Raw genomic sequence first — 19,768 nt, forward strand, 5'->3', positions numbered from 1 at the left:
CGGCAGTTTCGTTCAGGAGCGCTGCGGGTCGCCCGATGGCGGGGGAAAGCCTGCGACCGCAGTGGAAAGGGTCTCGACTTCAGAATGCGCCCGTACCCGCCCCCGTCCCCCGTCGCCGTCCCCGATCTCTCCGCCGAGCTGTGGAAATCCGCGGTGCGGGTGCTGGACACCAACTGGTCCGGCGACCACACGGTGCCGTCCCGCCGGTTGTATCCGCACCAGTGGAGCTGGGACGCCGCGTTCATCGCGGTCGGGCTGGCCTACGTCAACCCCACCCGGGCCTGGCGCGACCTGCACAACCTCTTCGAGGCGCAGTGGCCCGACGGGCGGGTGCCGCACATCGTCTTCGACCCGGCGACCGCCGAGGACGACTACTTCCCCGGTCCCGGTTTCTGGAACGTCCCGGTCCTGGCCGGGCGCCCGGCCCGGCGCAGCACCGGCATCGTCCAGCCGCCGCTGCACGCCCTGGCCGCGTGGGAGGTGTACCGGCACGCGTCGGCGCACGGCGCGGCCTGTGTCAGCGAGGCGCGCACCGAGCTGGCCTGGCTCTATCCCCGGCTGGTGCGGCAGCAGGAGTACCTGACCGAGCGGCGTGACGCGGCCGGCGCCGGGCTGGCCTCGATCGTGCATCCATGGGAGTCCGGCCTGGACAACAGCCCGGCCTGGGATCAGGCGCTGTCCGAGGTGCCGGCCGACATGTCGCTGCTCGATCGTTATCAGCGGCGGGACCTGGCCGTCTCGGAGGCCGCGCACCGGCCGACCGACCAGGACTACGCGCGGTACGTCGGTCTGATCCTCAACTACCGCGACGGTGGTTACTCCGACACCGAGCTGGTGCAGCGGCACCCGTTCGCGGTCGAGTGCCCGTCCTTCAACAGCATCCTCGGTGTCGCCGAGCTGGCCCTGGCCCAGATCGCCGGGGTGCTCGGGCGGACCTCCGACGCGCGGCGGCACCGGGACCGGGCCCGGGAGATCACCGCGGCCATCTCCCGGCGGCTGTGGGAGCCGGAGACCCGCACGTTCCGGGCCCGGGACGCCCGGACCGGCCGGCTCAGCCCGGTGCGCTGCGTGAGCGGGCTGATGCCGCTGATGCTGCCCGACCTGCCGGCCGATCAGGTCCAGGCGATCATGGCGGAGGCACGGTCGGAGCGGTTCGGGCTGCCGGCGCCGAGCGTGGACCGGACCGACGAGAGCTTCGACACGCATCGCTACTGGCGCGGGCCGGTCTGGGTGAACGTGAACTGGCTGCTGCGGCGGGGCATGCAGGTGCACGGGTTCCGCGGGGAGGCCGAGCAGCTGCGACGGGCGATGCTGCGGCTGGTGCACGAGCACGGGCACTACGAGTACTTCCACCCGGAGAGCGGGGCGGGGCTGGGGGCGCCGACCTTCGGCTGGACCGCGGCGTTGTGCCTGGACCTGCTGGCCGATCGGTCGGCGCCCGCCTATGCCCGGGCGGATTGAAAGGGTCTTGGGGTAACCGTGCCCACCCACGGAGATCGCCCTGGAGGGCTGAGCGTTCTGGGCGCGCCAGCGCCCTGCTCAGCCCGGAAGGGTCCCCGCGGGAGCGACGGTCTGTACCCCGGCGGACCTAGGCCATGAAAAGCTTTTAAAAGACGACGACCGAGCGCAGGACGTCGCCGGTGTGCATCTTGGCGAAGGCCTGCTCGACGCCGTCCAGCGGGATCTCCTCGGTCACGAACGCGTCGAGGTCGAGGCGGCCCTGCCGGTACAGCTCGGTCAGCATCGGGAAGTCGCGGCTGGGCAGGCAGTCGCCGTACCAGCTGGACTTCAGCGCGCCGCCCCGGCCGAACACGTCGAGCAGCGGCAGCTCGATCTTCATGTCCGGGGTCGGCACGCCGACCAGCACCACGGTCCCGGCCAGATCGCGGGCGTAGAACGCCTGCTTGTACGTCTCCGGCCGCCCGACCGCCTCGACCACCACGTCGGCCCCGAAGCCGCCGGTGAGCTCACGGACGCGCTCGACCACGTCGTGCTCACGCGCGTTGATCGTGTGGGTGGCGCCGAAACCCTTGGCCCACTCCAGCTTCCGGTCGTCGGTGTCGATCGCGATGATCGTGGTCGCCCCGGCCAGCGCCGCGCCGGCCACCGCGCCGTCACCGACGCCGCCGCAGCCGATGACCGCGACCGAGTCGCCGCGGGTCACGCCGCCGGTGTTGATGGCCGCGCCCAGGCCGGCCATCACGCCGCAGCCGAGCAGGCCGACGGCGGCCGCGCGGGCCGACGGGTCGACCTTGGTGCACTGGCCGGCGTGGACCAGCGTCTTCTCCACGAACGCGCCGATGCCGAGGGCCGGGGAGAGCTCGGTGCCGTCCTCCAGGGTCATCTTCTGCTTGGCGTTGTGCGTGTTGAAGCAGTACCACGGCTTGCCCTTGTTGCAGGCCCGGCAGTTTCCGCAGACCGCCCGCCAGTTGAGGATCACGAAGTCGCCGGGGGCCACGTCGGTCACCCCGTCGCCGACCGCCTCGACCACGCCGGCCGCCTCGTGCCCGAGCAGGAAGGGGAACTCGTCGTTGATCCCGCCCTCCCGGTAGTGCAGGTCGGTGTGGCACACGCCGCACGTCTGCACCTTGACCACGGCCTCGCCCGGACCGGGGTCGGGCACCACGATCGTGGCGATCTCGACGGGCTTGCCCTTCTCCCGGGCGATCACGCCCCGCACCAGCTGACTCATCTGTCGCACGCACCTTTCCGCATGAACAAGACCTTACGGATTTTTCAGCAGGGCTTCGGCCAGCTTCGTGAGCTGGCGGACCTGCGCGTCGGTGAGCCGGTCGAAGACCAGCTGCTGGACGGTCTCGGCGTGACCGGGCGCGGTTGCCACGACCTTGTCGAATCCGTCGTCGGTGAGCACGGCGATCTGCACCCGGCCGTCACCGGTGTCGCGCTCGCGGCGGATCCAGCCCTTCTCCTCCAGCCGGGCGACCACGTGGGAGAGCCGGGACAGCGATGCGCAGGCACGTTTGGCCAGGTGGCTCATCGGGAGGCGGCGCTCCGGATGCTCGGAGAGGGTCATCATGACCAGGTAGCCCATGTGGGTCAGGCCGGCGTCGCGCTGCAGTTGCGTCTCGAGCGCGGCGGGCACCTTGACCAGCACCTCGACCAGTTGCCGCCAGGCCGATTGCTGCTCCTGGGTCAACCACCGGGCGTCGTCCATGCTGGAAGGTTAGTGGCGTTCGGACAGTGCAGCATGGGCCGGGCGGACACCATTCCACAGCGGGTCACCGAATCGATCGACTTACGTGAACCTCAGCGAGTAGGCTGTCCGAGGACTTTCCACCTCGACACGGCGCCGGAACCGGCTGGCTGGGGGGCCTCGGCCGGTTCCGGCGTCGTGCGCTAAAGGCTTCCGGCGTCGCACACCGAAATTCAAAATCCAAACAATTGCGACGTACGTCGTGACGAAGCCAAGCATTCGGAAAAGAATGCGCGGAATCGGAAGTCCGAAGCGGCGAAAACGCTACTGAACGGGCGGGTTGTCGAGCCCGGCCTCCTCCAGCGCGTCCCCCTCCTCCTTGGTCTTGTGCACCGCGCCGTCGGCGTGCTCGGGCGGGCCGTAAACGGTGTGCAGGACGAGCGGGTTCGGCCCGTCGTTCACGAAGTTGTGCTTGGCCCCGGCCGGGACGATGACCAGGTCGCCCTGCTGGACGGCCCGGGTCTCCCCGTCGATGATCGCCTTACCGACGCCGCTGACGAAGGTGAGGATCTGGTCCACGTGGTGGATCTCCTCGCCGATCTCGCCGCCCGCGGGGACGGTCATGATGACGAGCTGGGTGTGCTTGCCGGTCCACAGCACCCGGCGGAAGTCGGGGCTCTGCTCGGCGACCGTGGCGATGACGTAGTGCTCCATGCCGGCCACGCTATCTAAAGCAGGCCGCCCGGAACCACCGGCGACGGACGGCCGATCAGGTAGCCCTGCACGTAGTCGACGCCGAATTCCCGCAGCATACGCAGGGTGGCCTCGTCCTGGACGAACTCGGCGACGGTGTGGATGCCGTAGGCCTGGCAGACCTGGACCAGGGCCCGGACCAGTACCTGATCCTGGGGGTTGTCGACCAGGTCGACCACGTACTCCCCGTCGATCTTGACGAGGTCGATCGGGAAGAGCCGCAGGTAGCGGAACGACGCGTAGCCGGAGCCGAAGTCGTCGAGCGCGAGGGAACACCCCAGATCGCGGATCCGGTCGGCGAACCGGCGGGCCTCGCTCAGGTTCCCGATCAGCGCGGTCTCGGTGATCTCGAAGGTGAGCTGCTCGGGATTCACCCCGTACTGCGTGAGCAGCCGCTCGACCTCGGCGGTGAGCCGCGGATCACCGACCGAGCGGCCGGACAGGTTGATCTGCAGGCCCATCCCGGGCTGCTCGGCGGCGAGCTTCATGGCCCGCTCGACCACCCACAGGTCGATGTCGAAGACCGCGTCGAGCCGCTCGGCGGTGTCCAGCACCTGGGTCGGCGACTGCGGGCCGTCGGCCTCGTCGAGCACCCGCAGCAGCAGCTCGTGCCGGGTCACCCGGTTCGTCTGCAACTCCAGGATCGGCTGGGAGTAGAGGGTGAACCGGTCGGTGCCGAGCGCGTCGGCGACCCGGTTGCGGTACGACCCCTGGCGGTCACGCGCCGGCACCGGATGCGCGACCAGGGTGATCGGGCAGTCCGCCTCACGGGACTGCCGCCAGGCCTGCTCGGCGTCGATCAGCAGGTCGTGGCTGCCGGCCTCGCCGTCCGGCCGGAAGCGGACCAGGCCGCCCCAGACCCGCGCGCCGGAATCCCCGCGCAGCGCCTCGACCAGCGCGCCGGCCTGCTTGCGGGCGGACGCCCAGTTGCAGGCGGCCAGCAGGACCGCGAGCTCGTTGGTGCCGACCCGGCCGAGCAGCTGATCCGGGCCGATCAGGTCCTCCAGGCGCCGGGCGGTCCGGTTCAGCAGGTCGGGCTCCTCGCCCTGGACCCGCAGCACCAGCAGCGCACCGGACGCGTTGCGCAGCGCCCGGTCGATCTCGTCGGCGAACCGGGCGCGAGTCAGCAGGCCGGTCGCCGGATCCGGGTCGACCAGCGAGGTCTGCACGGTCTCGCCGCGACGGGTGAGCCGGACGTCCTCACGGCGGGCGCGTTCCCGGTCGGTGACGTCGCGGACCGTGCCCCGCAGGCCGCGGACGGTGCCGTCCGGGCTCATCATCGGCTCCAGCCGGCAGTCGACGTCGAACCAGCCGCCGTCGTGGCGCATCAGCCGGACCGTGGCCCGCACGGTGGCCCGGCTGGTCCAGGCCTCGGTGATCGCCCCCAGGGCGGCCGCCAGGTCGTCCCGGTGCACGTAGCGGGCGAGGATCTGGCGGGTCATCTCGCCCGCTGCCGGGGCGCGGCCGAGCATCGCGGAGAGCGCCGCCGACCAGACGATCTGATCGTTCGCGGTGGTGTAGGAGAACCAGGCGGCCCGGTCCTCGACCGGTGGGCGCGGCTCGGGCAGCGAGGCGGCCGGCGGCGCCCAGCGCTCGCGTTCTTCGGGCACGGTCATCCGACAGCACCTCCCCCCTCGCGCACGGCTGTTTCCCCTGCCACCAAAGACCCCTACCTATTACGACCTGTCACCGGGCCGTAGTAACAGTGGACGTCATAGTCAAAGTTTTGACGTATCCGCCGGCAAGGCCAGGAGCAGGGAATTATCGCCCATCCAGAGTATCGAAACAACCGAACGGTGGACCGCTTTACCACCCAATTCCCCCGAAAAGCGTCTCAGTATCCATGACGGACAGTCACTGTTTGTATCGAGCGGAAAACCTTGTGCGATTTCCTACCCGCAAGCGACCGTCCACATGCACGCCGCGTTTCCAAAACCCTCCGTTGCGTGATCGTCACTCCCCGGCCGGGGTGATCTCCAACTCGCTGATCCGCTGCCACACCGGCCGCATCGCCGCCTCCGGCTCGCGGGCGAACACGCTGCCCCGGATCCGGACGAACACGCAGTTGCCGACCCGTTCCAGGACGGCCTGCCGCCGCATGTCACTCTCCCACTGATCCGGCCCCTGGTAGGCGTCGCCGTCGCACTCGATCGCCAGCCGCCGCCCGTCCGGCGCGTTCAGCACGAAGTCGATCCGGTAACCGCCGATCCGGAACTGCGGAATCGGGCGGTAGCCCCGGACGGCGAGAAGGCGCAGCACGTCGCGCTCGAAATCGCTTTCGCACCGGGCCGCCGGATCACTCCCGGTGGTTTCCACCGGAAGATTCACCGCGTACGAGAGAAGGAGTCCCCGCGCGTCATCGGCAAGCAGCGTTCCCGGCCGCACGGAATGGTAAATCCACAACTGGTCCCGCGCCCGGGACGCGGCCACATTGATCCGCCGGTGGTAATCGCGCTTGGTGAACGCGGCTATCCGGGGATCATTCTCGGACACCACCATGGACACGAGCACCACGTCGCGCTCGTCCCCCTGGAACGTGTAGGCGTCACCGACCCGCAGCCGACGCGCCTGGATCTCGTCCTCGCCGATCGCCTCGCGCAGCCGGGTGAGCATGTGCCCGGCCTGCCCGCTGCTGCTCAGCAGACTGATCACGCCGAGCGTCTTACCGTCGTACCGGGGATCGGCAACGATCTTGGTAACGCGGTCGACCAGGGCATCCGCTTCGGCCGGGTTGATCTCGCCGACCCCCGGCCGATTTTCCCGGGCACCGTCGGAGCAGAACTCGGCCCGGATCGGCGGCAGCGCCGGACGATCCGCGCGCAGCGGCATGATCTTGCTGTCGTAGTAGTGCCGCGACGAGAACTCGATGATCTGCGGCACACACCGGAAGTGCTCGGTCAGCAGAATCCGCTCCGGGGAGCGGCGCACCGCGTGATCGTAAAGTGACGACTCGGGGTCGAAGTGCTCGGCCGACGGCACGTCGGTCAGGTGCCGCTGGATCAACCCCTGGACCGAGCCGACGAAGCTCAACTGCGGGCCGATCTGCTGATCGTCGCCGACCACCACGGCCCGCTCGGCCAGCGACAGCACCGGCAGCGCGAACAGATCGGCCTGCGACGCCTCGTCGACGATCACCACATCGAATTTCGCGCCGCCGGCAAACTGCTCGATCGCCCGGTCGACCGACATGACCCAGACCGGGACCGCGGAAACGGCCGACTCCATCGCACGCTGGGCATGCGCCTGCCACAGCGCGGCACTACGGCCGGTCCCCTTCCCGATCTTGCGGAGCGCGGTGGTCCAGTCGGCCAGCGCGGCCCGGCGGCGATCGTCCAGCGCGCGGGCCACCTCCAGCCAGGCCGAGGCCACGACCAGCTCACCGGTCAGGCGGCGGATCTTCGCCCGGGCCCGCTCGACCCGCCGGGCCAGCACCGCCGGATCCACGTCACCGACCACGTTGTCGAACCAGGTCTGAGCGCGCCGCCACTCCCACGCCTCCAGACAGGCCTGCCCGGAAACCACCGGGTGCTCGCCCGAGGCGATCTGGGCGGCCCACTCCGGCGCCGGATTCACCAGCCGGTCGTGCATGGCGTGGAAACGCAGCACGTCCGGCTGCAACAGGGCCACCCGGGTGATCTCGGCGACCGACGCGTCCCAGCCGTCGAGCGTCAGCCACGCCTCGGCCAGCTCCGGCCACGGCGCCAGCCGCTCGGCCACCGCCCGCTCGGTCGCCTGGGCCTGCTCCAAGGCGAAGATCTCGCCGGCGCCGTCGATCATCTCGGCCACCGCGGCGAGCCGCGCCGCGTCCAATTCAAGATCAATTTGAGGTACGACGGCGGTCATGCGCTCCACCAGCGGCGGCCAGCGGCGCAGATCGAACTCCAAGGACTGCGCGGCCTCGGTCAGCAGCAGCCCCGCCCACACCTCCGGATCGGTCCAGCCACCGGTCGGCTCGTCGATCCGCAGCCGCTCCACCCAATCCGTCCACACGTCACCCAGTCGCCGATGCGCCTGCGCGCGCCGCACCCGGGCCGCCACCAGATCCACGTCCTCCACCGTGCGCATCGGCTCGCCGTCGACCCGGATCTCCTCGGCCACCCGGAACAGGGCGGCCTGCAACAGCCGGCTCACACCCTTACCGGCCGCGAACCGCTGACGGATCTCGCCCAGCCGGGACAGCAGCAGCTTCGGCTCGGCCAGCACCTGCTCGCCGATCGTCACCCGGTGACCGGCCTGCTCGCGGGCGCTCACCGCCAGCTCGTCGAGCAGCGCCGACACCGTGGCGACGTGATCCGCCCACAGGGTGCGCCAGTGCTGATCGTCCATCAGGCGACCCAGACGGTCCGTCCACGTGCCCTCGCGCCGGCGCAGCCAGGCCACCGCGTCACGGAGATCGCTCATCAGTTCCGTGTGGGCGGGGCGGTGCTCACGCCGTACAAAATCGAAATCGACGCCTTGGTCGGCCAAGCGTGAGAGGCGCAGCTCGGCCGCGGCGATCTCGGCCCGCCGGGCCGAGGCCGTGGCCTCGTCCGGAAGATCCATGATCTCCGGGAACGGCCGCATCGACGCCGCCCGATCATCCGCGGTCAGCCGCGACGCCAGCTTGAGCAGCGTCGCGAACTCCTCGATGGTCAGCGGCGGCGGACCCGAAACCGCGTCCGGAATCCCGCCGTGCGCCGCCGCCCGCTCCCGCAACCAGGCCCCGACCTCGGCCGGGAGCAGACCGACCCCGCCGACCTGGTACGTCACGGCCTCGCTCTCGGCGATCAGCCGCAGCCCGGCCAGCGCCGACGCGAGCTCCCGCTCGGCCTCCTCGACACTCGCGGTCAACCGGTCGACCCGGCGCGCCTCGGCATCCTTGTCCAGAGTCGCGGCCCGATCGGAAAGCTCCCGGGCGGCGAGCTGTAGCTGCACCAGCTGATCGGTCGTGCGGCCCAGAACGGCCAGGCAGAGCGCCTGCACCTCCTCCGGAAGCCCGTCCCGCAGCACCCGCAGCGGCTCCTCCTTCTGGGCCACCACCAGGACACGCTTGCCGTTCGCCATCAGATGGCAGATCAGGTTGCGGATGGTGTGCGTCTTGCCGGTGCCCGGCGGGCCCTGAACAGCGACGTTGCGGTGCTGGGCGAGCCGGCGGGCGATCGACTCCTGGGCCTCGTTGGTCGGGAGCGGCATGAGCAGACGCTCGCCGACCCGATCCCAGGACTCGGGGTGATCGTCGGGCATGGCCAGGCGGCTGGGCTCGTGGGCGAGGATCGCGGCGAGAGCGCCGACCCCCTCGGTGGCGCGATTCTCGGTGAGGCGGTTGCGGAGGTTCTCCAGGAAGCCGCGAAGCTGGCGCTGCCGGGGGCGGGCGAAAAGCAAGGCGGTGTCTCGAATGAGAGCCTTCGCGTCGCCGCCCCTCGCGTCCCCGGCTTTCGCGTCGCCGACCTTCGCTTCGCCGGCCTTCAGGATCACGCGGTCGTAGCCGAGGCGGGTCATCGCCCGCTCGAAGAACTCCCGGCGCTCGAAATCGTTCCAGAGATCGACCTCGACCACACCGCCCGGGCCGGCCAGCCCCTGCAGCTGACTGAGATGACGCTCGTCCAGCCCGTGCAGGGCATCGGTCTGCAGCCGCGACGGACCGGCCGGGGAGACGCTGATCAGCGCGCGATCCGCGTCGTACTCGATCAGGACCGGCGTCGCGACCAGCGGATACCGGACCCGGGTTCCGTCGATCGTGGTCTCCAGGATGCCGTGACCCCAGACCATCTCGGTGGTCGCGGCCGCCATGTCGATCTGGTGCATCCGGTCGAACAGCTTGCGGTGCAACTCCCGCGCCTGCTCGGCCGCGGCGGTGAGCTGCGACCAGGGGCGCCAGGTCTCATCCCGCCAACGCTCGAAGTCATCCCCGGCGTCGCCCTCTTTCGCCGCCGCGCCCTCGTGCCCCGCCGCGCCTTCTTGGTTCGCCGCGCCCTCTTGTTCCGGTGCCGCCTCCGCACCTTCTTGTTCTTGTTCCGGTGCCGCCTCCGCACCTTCTTGTTGCGGCGCAGCCTCGGTGGCCCTCCGCCCTTCGGTCGCATCGTCTGGGCGCGGGGCGACTCGCGTTGCTGCCGCAGAGCCCCGGCTCTCGGCGGCAGTCGGCGTAACCACCGCCGGATTTATCGCGATATCTGAAGCTTTAGCGGGGTGGTCGACAGCGGGCTCAGCTGCCGCGGTGACGTCTCCGCGAAGGCGGCGGCGAAGGGCGGCCGGGACGCTCACCGGCCCCGGCAGTTCCGGTCGACCCACCCGCAGCCAGGAGGAACCATCCGCGCCAGGCCCGGCCTGGCAGTCCGGATGGGCGGGCAGCGCGTCCAGCCAATGCGCGTCCGAGGGCACGGTGCGAGCCGGGCGGTCCATCTGGGCACGCACCGCAAGCAGGTAGTCGGCGACCGCGACAGCCCGGTCCCGGATCGTCGTGGGCGACTCCATCCCGTGAAGTCTAGAGGCGCCCGGGCATTCCGGCCGACCCCCATCTCACAAGGTCAGAACGGATCGACGAACCCCTAAGCCTCCTCCGGATCCCGCCCCACCGCCGACCGACCACCGTCCAGCGGAATGATCGCCCCGTTCACGAATCCGGCCGCCTCGGACAGCAGAAACGCCACCACTTCGGCCACCTCATCCGGCTGCCCCATCCGCCCGAGGGGCTGAAGCAGCCGGATCTCGCGGTCAAAAGCCAGGCGCCCCGCCTCCGGGAGCCCTTCCAGGTAGGCCGCCGACCGTTCGGTCGCGATAGACCCAAGGGCAAGAGCATTCGCCCGTACGCCATGAGCCCCGTAGTCGACAGCCAACGCCCTGGTCAGCCCCTCGATCGCCGCCTTCGAGGTCGCGTAGGGCAGAGCCCCGCGCACAGCCCGCTGCGCCTGATGCGACGAGACGTTCACGATCGAGCCCCCACGTCCCCCACCCAGGAACGACCGCACCGCGGCCGCACAGCCGGTAAGCGTCAGGTCGAGGTTGCGCCGGATCATCGCGCTCACCTCGGCCGCCGAAGTCTCATGAAGCCAGGCGGTCGGAAAAACGGCCGCGTTGTTGACCCACCCGCGGAGCGGAGCAGCCCTCTCCGCGACCTCCGCCGCGCGCTCGGCGACAACCTGCTCGGTAGCGTCCCCGATCACCGGAACGATCCGATCCCGGCCGGGATGTACCGCCACCCAGTCCAGCGCCTCGGAGTCGTTGTCCAGCACCACAACGGTGTCCCGCTGGCCGACCAGCCGTTCGACGATCGCCCGCCCGATCCCCCGGCCGCCGCCGGTGACCACGAACGAAGACCCCGGCACCGCTCCTCGAGAATCCACCAATCGACGGTACCCAGCCCGCCACCACCGGCAGGCGAGCCGAGGCGCGGGATCGATGGGCGACGCCACAGGGGCGAACGCGCGGCCGGCCCGGTCGCGGCTCGTGCACTCGGCGAACCGTGGACGGCGGCGGAGAGGCCGCAGAGAGGCAGTGGAGAAGGCGGCGGAGCCGGTGGACACCGTTCAGGGCGGGTGGGCGGTGTCCACCGGGCGGCTCCGGCCCGCCGCCAGCAGAGTTTGCGAGAGCCCGAGGGCTCAGCGGAACCGCGTGCGCCGGAGTTCAGCGGGCCTGCATCCGCCGAGACTCGGCCGAACTGATTGGCGTGACCTCAGGGGAACTGCATGCGCCGGGGGCGCGGGATGACCGGCGGCGGGAGCGGCAGGTCGTCGAGGTGACTCCAGTTGAGGGTGCCGTTGTCGGTGGACTTGACCTCGCCCAGGCAGGCCCGGAGCAGGCCGAGGTTGGGCGCCCCGGCGTAGCCCGCGATCACCACCTCGGGTTTCGGCTCAAGGCGGGCGATGGCCGCGCAGATCTTGGCGACCTCGCGTTCGTCGACCGCGTCCAGCGGAAGCGGCGACTCGACCGGTGAGCGACGCCACGGTGGCCCGAAGCGCCCGAGCAACTCGCGGGCGAGCCGGCCGAACGAGCGGCCCACCTCGGCGTCGGCCATCGACAGCCGCGCGGACTGCCCGTAGCACCACGGCACCACGATGTGGCCGTTGATCAGCACCAGTTGATAGACCGACCGGGGGACGCTGATGATCTCGGCGCCCGGAAGCGTACCGAGGAAGAGCACCAGTTCCTCATAGGGCAACGCCCATCGCGGGTTACCCAGCACGCGCTCCACGGTCTGCGTCATGGCCGGGTGCGCGTGCACCTCACGGTCGATCGCCGTGCTCAGAGCCTCGGGCACTCGAGTCCACAGCTCGTCGGCGATCCTGTCGCCGAACTGCTCGACCAGCCAATCGCTGGGACCGATGAGAACGTCTGGACGCATTCCCCACCACCACCGTCCGTGATTCCGACGTCACTGCTGGCTAGAAGAGTTGCACTTCCGATGATCGACTGGAAGGGGCGGCAACGAGATCATAAAAACAAGCGTGAATGAAATCGCGCATGCCGACCAAAGGCTAGCCACCACGGCGGGGCGTTGAGCCGAGAAGCATCGAAACCTGCAACTTGCGCGGCGAACCGCACGCGCAAGTTGCAAGCCGGTTTCGTATTTCTCCGTACCCGATATTGAACACCCGACTTATTTCCGGCCGGTGACAGAGACGCGAACATCCCTTCACGAGCCTTGATCAAATAGTCTGCCACCTGCACGACTGCCACCTGGCAGATCACCTCGGACCAGGCATCCGATGTGGACCAATGGGACGGAAATTCCTTGCAGTCATTGCTTCCCTCTTTCACCTAGATCCACACATGCGCCATCGACCCTTGGCAACCGGGCAAACCCCGGACGTATGCGCAACTTGAGACAGGTCAAGTGTCGGATTCCCGTCAGAACATCTGTTCTTTGATCAAATAGCCCGGGCAAACGCTCTCCGGCCCGGCTCCAGCTCAGGATGATCTCCGGCGCCCCGCCGGCCGCGCGCGACCGGAGGACGAGCCCCGACCGGGCTCCCCCGCGCCACCGCCCACGAACGCACGCATACGGACCACCACTCCCCCTATCAAGACTCCTGGCCGAATTGCCTATCGCGCCGTTGGATCGATCCAAGACATCGCGAATGCAATTCCACGACTGCCGCCACGGATATAGACCCGGCCCGGATCGGGACGAGAATTCACCGAGCCCGGAACCCTATTCCGCATTCACCCGATGACACGCTCAGCATCGCCGGCCTCCATGACGCGGAGTAACTATTCCCTCCGCCCGCGGGACGGCCTAGCTCCCCGAACTCGGCTCCCTGAAGATCAGCTGAGTCGAGAACCGCAGCCCACCAGGCATTTCCACCGTCCCCGGAATTGACCGCCGGCCCGGAAAGGCGCGCCGACCACGATCCCGCACCGGCCGCGCTCGCATTCCCGGCCTGAACCGGTACAGCATCGACGCCGCTCAGCCCCCTTCTGCAGCAGCCCCGAGGCCACCACGACCGTTCCGGCCGGGCACCGCATAGGCCGCGGCCACCGCACGCCCGGTCGCCGACCCGGCCCCGACCGTCTCCGCGGTCGCCTGCCGCACCGCCTCGGCCAGCGCCTCCCGGGCCGCGTACACCGTCGCCTTGATCTTCCCGGCGGTCTCGGCCGCCGGCCGCCGCCGGATCCCCTCGCCCAGCTCCAGCCCGAGCAGCTCGCCACCGGGCCCGACGGTCGCGCTGATCAGCCCGTCCGGACTTCGCGCGGTCCCGGACAACTGATGGAGCCGGGTGGACAGCTCGCGCGCCCACCGGGCCCGCTCCGCGAACCCGGACCGCCACTCGTCGATCCAGTCCTGCGCGTCCTCGATCTCCCGACCGTCGTTCATGGACTGCCTCCCCTCGCCGTGGCGCCGACGTTATCGCCGTCGGCAAGATCACGGAGGGGCCTGTGGATAACCTCGGTCAGACCGGTTCGACGGTGTCCCAGGAGTAGTCGAAGCCGGCCGGGGGCAGGCGCCATTCGCGGAGCACGGCGAGGAGCTCGGACTCGTCCGCGGCCTCGGCGTGCCGGATCCGGACGACACCGAGGTCCTGGTCGTAGCCCTCCAGCCGGTCCGCCTCGTACTCCCAATGGGTGATGAGGAAGCTGCGCCCGGAGTCGAGACGGGCGGCGCCCTCCCGGATCGCCGCCTCGTCGGCCGACCGCCCGCTGGGCACGATGTGCACGAACGACCAGCGGTACGGCTGCGAGGCCGGGACCAGCATCGCCAGCCTCCGGCCGAGCCGTAACGCCGCCAGCTTCGGAGCCGGCCAGTCCCATTCACGATGATCCATGACAGGTCGAAGCGTACCCATGAAAGGTTTCGACGCGACGGACATCAGCCGTTCTGTCGGACCGCCGCGCTACCGTGCCCGGGTGAGTGAAGTCAGCCCGGCCGAGGAGGCCGCCACCGTGATCGCCGCCGTGCTCGGCGATCTCCGCTCCGGTCGGCACCGGGGCGTCGTCGTCGACTCGCCGCCCGGCGCCGGCAAGTCGACGCTGGTGGTGCGCGCGGCCGGCGAGCTGGCCGCCACGGGCGCCCCGCTGATGATCGTGGCGCAGACGAATGAGCAGGTCGACGACCTGATCGAGCGGCTCGGCACGCGCTCGCCGGAGGTGACCGTCGGCCGGCTCTCCGCGGTCGACTACGAGCGGACGGATCGGGTGAAGGATCATCCGAGCTGCCGGGTCGCGGCCAAGGTGCCCGATCTCGGCTCGCCGGCGATCACCATCGGCACGGCGGCCAAGTGGGCGACCGTGGCCGAGGGCAGCTGGCCGTGGGCGATCGTCGACGAGGCCTATCAGATGCGGTCGGACGCGTTGCTCCGTGTCGCGCCCCGGTTCGAGCGGGCGCTGTTCGTGGGCGATCCCGGTCAGCTCGACCCGTTCTCCACCGTCGAGGTCGACCGCTGGACCGGCCTGTCCTGGGATCCGATGCAGAGCGCGGTGGCGGTGCTGCTCCGGCACAATCCGGAGCTGCCGGTGCACCGGCTGCCGGTGTCCTGGCGGCTGCCCGCGTCGGCCGCGCCGGTGGTGGCCGAGGCGTTCTATCCGTTCACCGGGTTCCGCTCCGGCACCGGCCCGGGTGATCGCACGCTGCACTTCGAGCGCGCCGCCGAGACCCCGCTGGACCAGGTGCTGGACACCGCGGCCAAGACCGGGTGGGGGCTGCACGAGCTGCCGGCCCGGTTCACCGTGCGCACCGACGCCGAGGCGGCCGCGGCCTGTGCCCAGCTCGCCGCCCGCGCGCTGGCCCGGGGCGGGGTCACCGAGTCCGAGGCCGGCACCGGCCCGCTGTCCCCGGCCCGGATCGCGATCGGCGCCGCGCACCGCGACCAGGCGGCGACGATCCGCGCGCTGCTGCCCCCGGAGGCGGCCGGCATCACCGTCGACACGGCGAACCGGCTCCAGGGCCGGGAGTATGACTTGACCGTCGTCCTGCACCCGCTCTCCGGCCGGCGGGACGCCACCGCGTTCCATCTGGAGTCCGGGCGGCTCTGCGTGCTCACCTCACGGCATCGGCACGCCTGCGTGGTGGTGGCCCGATCGGGCATCCCCGAGCTGCTCGACGCTCATCCCTCGACCGAGCCGGTGCACCTGAACGTGCCGGTCAAATTCCCGGACGGCTGGGAGGCCAATCAATCGATGCTCGCGCATTTATACCGAACGTAACCCACTGGTAACTGTCAATCCGGTTACCGTGGTGCTATGACGCCCAACGGGGCTTATCAACCGATTCTCCGGCCCCGCCGCGGTGAGTTCGCGGCACTCGCGCACCTCTCCGACGAGGAGGCCGCACGAGTCACGCCGATCGTCGAGCTGGATCCGGCGGTCAGCATCGTCCCGCTGGTGCGCGAGCTGCCGCCCCGCACCGAGGTGCTGGCGCTCGACTTCGGGCACATTCCGGAGCCGATCGCGCCGGTGTCCGTCGCGAGGCAGCTCGCGCGACTCGGGGTGGCCATAGTGCCGGTGCTACGGCCGTACGAAAGCGGCCGTCGTCTTGTCGCCCATGGTCTCGCCGCACGAATGCACCGCCGTCGCGCGATCCTGCGTCTGCAACCGCACATCGACGCCGGCAATCCGGTGACGGCCGACCTGGTCACCGACCGGGTACTGGCCGCCACCGCGCTCGACTCGAACGAGGTCGACCTGCTGATCGACCTCGCCGAGACGGCCTGCCAAGCCCACGCCGACGAGGTCGAGGATCGGGCGCGGCGGGTCCTGCGCTGGGCCCGGACGATGCCGTGGCGCTCGGTCAGCGTGGCCTCGGGCGCGATGCCGCCGAACCTGGACGACCTGCCCACGGACCGCCCGGTGACGGTGGGCCGGCTGGACGCCCGGGTGTGGGCGCGGCTCGGCGAGCCCGGCGTCGGATACGCCGACTACGGAGTCACCTCCCCGGTCCGGCGGCTCGGCGTGCAGCATCATCGCCAGCTGCCCACGCTGCGGTACACGACCGAGCGGGAATGGTGGATCTACCGCTGGGCACGACGCGGCGGACGCAGCGACGACCGCTGCCACGACCTGTGCCGCACGCTGGTGACCTCGGCGCAGTGGCCGTCGGCGGGTTCCCGCTTCTCCTGGGGCGACGCCGAGATCGCCCGGCGGGCCCGCACCGCCCGGGGCGCGGGCAGTTCGGCGAGCTGGATCGCCTGGAGCACCTCGCACCACATATCGCACGTTCTTCGGGCACTGCCGGAGCGCTGAAATTGTCGTACGGTTGTTCTAATGTCGCTCACGGCTGCCCTCGCGTACGCCCGGCATGGCATCCCTGTCCTGCCGGTGCACACGCCTGACCGGGGTGGTGTCTGTTCCTGCCCGCGAGGAGAGCGATGCGACAGTCCCGGCAAACATCCCCGGCTGCGGCACGGGGTGAACGAGGCCACCACCGATCCGCGCCGGATCGAGATCTGGTGGTCGCACTGGCCGCAGGCCAACGTGGGCCTGCGCACCGGCGTGATCATGGATGTGGCCGACGTCGACTCGGTGGAGGGCTGGCACGGGCTGCGCCACCTGCTGGACGACGAGATCCCGCCCGGTCCGCAGGTCAAGACCGGTGGGGGCGGCCGCCACCTGTGGTTCCGCCCGACCGGCTACGGCAATCGGGTCCGCCTGCTGCCCGGGCTGGACTGGCGCGGCGCCGGTGGTTACGTGCTGGCCCCGCCGTCCCGGCACGCGACCGGTGGTGGATATACCTGGATCCGCCGCCCCGGCCCGCCCCTCCCGGTCGGGCCGCCGGCGCTGCGCGCCATGATCGCCGGACCGCCGCCGATGCCGTCGCGACCGGTCACGCACCCTGATCGGTATGCCGAGGCCGCACTGGAGGCCGAGGTCGAACGGGTGGCCGGCGCCGTCGTGGGGTGCCGCAACGACACGCTGAACCGGGCGGCGTTCGCGCTGGGCCGGTTCGTCGGGGCTGGGTTGCTCGACGCCTGGGTGGTGCGGCGGGCGCTGGAGGAGGCGGCTCGCTACGCGGGGCTGGGGCAGGCCGAGATCCGCGGCACCATCCGGTCCGGGATGCGGGCGGGCACCCGCCAGCCGTTCGCCGACCACGCCGCCTGACCAGACCCGCCGCCAGGCCAGGCCAGGCCGCTGCCAAGCCAAGCCGCCGCCAGGCCAAGCCGCCGCCAAGCCGAGCGAGCAGGCCCGCAGCCAGGACGTCACCCGGGCCGGGCCCAGCCGGCTCGGCCCGAACCCAGCCGCGGGCCGGGCCGGGCCAATAACGCAGGACAATGCCGAATGGCACGGATGAGGGGGCGGATTTGACCGATTGGCCGACCGGAAACGGATGATCGGGTCGGGAGCACACGGGTGAACCCGCCCCGGACGCCGGTAGCCTGGCAGGCGACCGGCTGGGGGGCGATGGTGCTTCAGTGGGACGTCATCGGTGACACCGAGCAGAGTGTGCTCGCTGATCCGGTGCGCCTGCGTTCGGTGCGACGGCTGGGTGGGCCGGGGCCGGACGAGGCGTTCGACCGGGTGGCGATGCTCGTCCGCAAGCTGGTGGACGCGCCGCTCTGCGTGGTCTGCCTGGTCGACGAGGAGATGCAGTTCCTCGCCGGGCAGGTCGGCATGCCGGAGCCGTTCGCCAGTGACCGGAGCATGCCGCTGACCCATTCGTTCAGCCGGCACGTCGTCGTCGCCGGCGAGATGCTGATCATTCCGGACGTGCGCACCGATCCCCGGACGCGTGGCAACCCGTCGATCGACCAGCTGAACGCCATCGCGTACGCGGGCGCTCCCATCACCGACCCGGACGGCCTGGTCGTCGGGGCTCTGTGCGCGGTCGACGAGGAGCCCCGCGAGTGGACGCAGAGCGAGATCGCCCTGCTCAGCGAGCTGGCCGCGGTCTGCTCGTCGGAGGTCTGCCTGCGGATCGCGCGGGCTGCGGCCGAGGAGGCACGGCGGGCCGCCGAGTCCGCCCAGCAGCAGTTGTCGCTGCTCACCGACCTGACCGAGTCGCTCGCGGCGACGATGGACGTGGAGGAGGCGATGCGCCGGCTCGGGCGGATCGTCACCGGCCGCCTGGCCGACTGGTGCGTCGTCACCTACGCCGACGAGCCGGGCGCGAGCCCGCACGTCTCGGCCACGCACCGGGATCCGGCCCACGCCGCCGACATGGACCGGCTGGCCGATCTGGCCGCCCGCTCGCGCACCGACCTGCAGGCGATCGTGCTGGCGGCGCGCCGGCCCGGGCGTTCGGTGCGCCGCGAGCACGGCCCGGCCAAGCTCCGCGGCCGGCTCAGCGACGCGGAGATCGCCACGATCGCCACCTCGGCCGGGCTCGGGTCGTCGATGATCGCGCCGATCCTGTCGCCGGTCCGGCGCGTGGTGCTGGGTGCGGTGTTGCTGGTCAACGGGCCGGACCGGCCACCGTTCAGCGAGGCCGAGGAGCGTGTCGCGGCCGAGATCGGCCGGCGGGCGGGCCTGGCCGTCGAGAACTCCCGGCTGTACCGGGAGCAGCGGCACGTCGCCGAGGTGCTGCAGCGGAGCCTGCTGACCGAGCTGCCCGCGCTGCCCGGCGTCGAGTTGCACGCCCGCTATCTGCCCGCGCAGGACGGCGCCGCGGTCGGCGGTGACTGGTACGACGCGTTCGCTCAGCCCGACGGCAGTGCGATGGTCGCGGTCGGCGACGTGTCGGGGCACGACATCGAGGCCGCCGCGATGATGGGCCAGCTGCGGAATCTGGTGCGCGGCGACGCGTATGGCCGCGCCGACGAGCCCGGCGTCCTGCTCACCCAGCTCGATCAGGCGCTGCACGGCCTGCACGTCCCGGCCGCGGCGACCGCGGTGCTGGCCCGCGTCCGGCAGTCCTGGTCGGGCTACGCGATCAGCTTCGCCAACGCCGGCCATCCCCCGCCGCTGCTGCTCATGCCCGACGGCCGCGTCCAGGTCTGGTGGATCCCGCCGGAGCCGCTGCTCGGCCTGCCGCCACAGCAGCCACGCACCACCACTGTCCGATACGTACCACCCGGCTCGACCCTGGTCCTCTACACCGACGGCCTGGTCGAGGACCGCGAACAACTCCTCGACGACGGCGTCGCCCGCCTCGCCGAACGCCTCCGGGAGAGCTGCGCCTACCCCGGCGACGAACTCTGCGCCCGCCTCCTCGACGTCGCCCCACGCCGCAGCGACGACATCGCCCTGCTCCTGGTCCGCCTGACCGGCTGATCAAATTCAAGATCTTCATTGCCTAGGTCCGCCGTGGTCCCGATCGTCGCTCCCGCGGGGACCCTTCCGGGCTTCGCAGGGCGCTGGCGCGCCCAGAACGCGAAACCCTCCAGGGCGATCTGGGTGGGTGGTTGCGGTCAGAGCAACACCCCCGCCCAAGCCCGAAACTGATCACCCAAGTCCTGCCCTGCGGGCCCGCAAGGCCACAGCCACTCACTCCCCAGCCGCGTCACAGTCCCGGCCGGC

At 70.8% G+C, this 19,768-nt stretch carries 14 protein-coding genes; 5 read left to right on the plus strand and 9 right to left on the minus strand.

The window, feature by feature from the left end; translation table 11 throughout:
• The first annotated feature begins 84 nt into the window (after nucleotides 1-84).
• Nucleotides 85-1,461 carry an MGH1-like glycoside hydrolase domain-containing protein gene (locus ACSHV8_RS36065; RefSeq protein WP_436523269.1) on the plus strand — a complete coding sequence of 459 codons (1,377 nt, stop codon included), beginning with the start codon at nucleotides 85-87 and terminating at the stop codon, nucleotides 1,459-1,461.
• Nucleotides 1,462-1,606: 145 nt separating this feature from the next.
• Here ACSHV8_RS36065 and ACSHV8_RS36070 read toward each other — a convergent pair whose 3' ends face one another.
• From ACSHV8_RS36070 to ACSHV8_RS36110, 9 genes are all read right to left on the minus strand, one after another.
• On the minus strand, nucleotides 1,607-2,692 hold the full coding sequence (locus tag ACSHV8_RS36070) for an S-(hydroxymethyl)mycothiol dehydrogenase (protein ID WP_436523271.1): 1,086 nt from the start codon (nucleotides 2,690-2,692) through the stop codon (nucleotides 1,607-1,609).
• Between the two features lie 33 nt (nucleotides 2,693-2,725).
• Nucleotides 2,726-3,175, minus strand: coding sequence for a MarR family winged helix-turn-helix transcriptional regulator (locus ACSHV8_RS36075; RefSeq protein ID WP_436523273.1), 450 nt, complete (start codon nucleotides 3,173-3,175; stop codon nucleotides 2,726-2,728).
• A 303-nt stretch (nucleotides 3,176-3,478) separates the two neighbouring features.
• Complete coding sequence (locus tag ACSHV8_RS36080; protein ID WP_436523275.1) at nucleotides 3,479-3,868, minus strand: cupin domain-containing protein; 390 nt, start codon at nucleotides 3,866-3,868, stop codon at nucleotides 3,479-3,481.
• A 14-nt stretch (nucleotides 3,869-3,882) separates the two neighbouring features.
• Entirely contained in the window at nucleotides 3,883-5,523 is a 1,641-nt protein-coding gene (locus ACSHV8_RS36085; protein ID WP_436523277.1) for an EAL domain-containing protein, read from the minus strand.
• Nucleotides 5,524-5,860: 337 nt separating this feature from the next.
• Entirely contained in the window at nucleotides 5,861-9,715 is a 3,855-nt protein-coding gene (locus tag ACSHV8_RS36090; RefSeq protein WP_436523279.1) for an AAA domain-containing protein, read from the minus strand.
• Between the two features lie 716 nt (nucleotides 9,716-10,431).
• Nucleotides 10,432-11,226, minus strand: coding sequence for an SDR family NAD(P)-dependent oxidoreductase (locus tag ACSHV8_RS36095; RefSeq protein WP_436523281.1), 795 nt, complete (start codon nucleotides 11,224-11,226; stop codon nucleotides 10,432-10,434).
• Nucleotides 11,227-11,555: 329 nt separating this feature from the next.
• Nucleotides 11,556-12,224 carry a hypothetical protein gene (locus ACSHV8_RS36100; RefSeq protein ID WP_436523283.1) on the minus strand — a complete coding sequence of 223 codons (669 nt, stop codon included), beginning with the start codon at nucleotides 12,222-12,224 and terminating at the stop codon, nucleotides 11,556-11,558.
• Between the two features lie 1,065 nt (nucleotides 12,225-13,289).
• Complete coding sequence (locus tag ACSHV8_RS36105; protein ID WP_436523285.1) at nucleotides 13,290-13,697, minus strand: YbaB/EbfC family DNA-binding protein; 408 nt, start codon at nucleotides 13,695-13,697, stop codon at nucleotides 13,290-13,292.
• A gap of 76 nt (nucleotides 13,698-13,773) precedes the next feature.
• Nucleotides 13,774-14,145, minus strand: coding sequence for a hypothetical protein (locus ACSHV8_RS36110; RefSeq protein WP_436523287.1), 372 nt, complete (start codon nucleotides 14,143-14,145; stop codon nucleotides 13,774-13,776).
• An 82-nt stretch (nucleotides 14,146-14,227) separates the two neighbouring features.
• Here ACSHV8_RS36110 and ACSHV8_RS36115 point away from each other — a divergent pair, with 82 nt between their 5' ends.
• From ACSHV8_RS36115 to ACSHV8_RS36130, 4 genes are all read left to right on the plus strand, one after another.
• Nucleotides 14,228-15,523 (plus strand): AAA family ATPase, encoded by a 1,296-nt coding sequence (locus tag ACSHV8_RS36115; RefSeq protein ID WP_436523289.1) that lies wholly within the window; start codon nucleotides 14,228-14,230, stop codon nucleotides 15,521-15,523.
• Nucleotides 15,524-15,559: 36 nt separating this feature from the next.
• Nucleotides 15,560-16,558, plus strand: a complete 999-nt coding sequence (locus ACSHV8_RS36120; protein WP_436523291.1) for a beta family protein — start codon at nucleotides 15,560-15,562, stop codon at nucleotides 16,556-16,558.
• Nucleotides 16,559-16,579: 21 nt separating this feature from the next.
• Nucleotides 16,580-17,413, plus strand: a complete 834-nt coding sequence (locus tag ACSHV8_RS36125; protein ID WP_436523293.1) for a bifunctional DNA primase/polymerase — start codon at nucleotides 16,580-16,582, stop codon at nucleotides 17,411-17,413.
• A gap of 249 nt (nucleotides 17,414-17,662) precedes the next feature.
• Entirely contained in the window at nucleotides 17,663-19,522 is a 1,860-nt protein-coding gene (locus ACSHV8_RS36130; protein WP_436523295.1) for a SpoIIE family protein phosphatase, read from the plus strand.
• Nucleotides 19,523-19,768: the final 246 nt, after the last annotated feature.

This window comes from Actinoplanes sp. HUAS TT8 (assembly GCF_051380535.1).
In the GTDB taxonomy this organism is placed as follows: domain Bacteria; phylum Actinomycetota; class Actinomycetes; order Mycobacteriales; family Micromonosporaceae; genus Actinoplanes.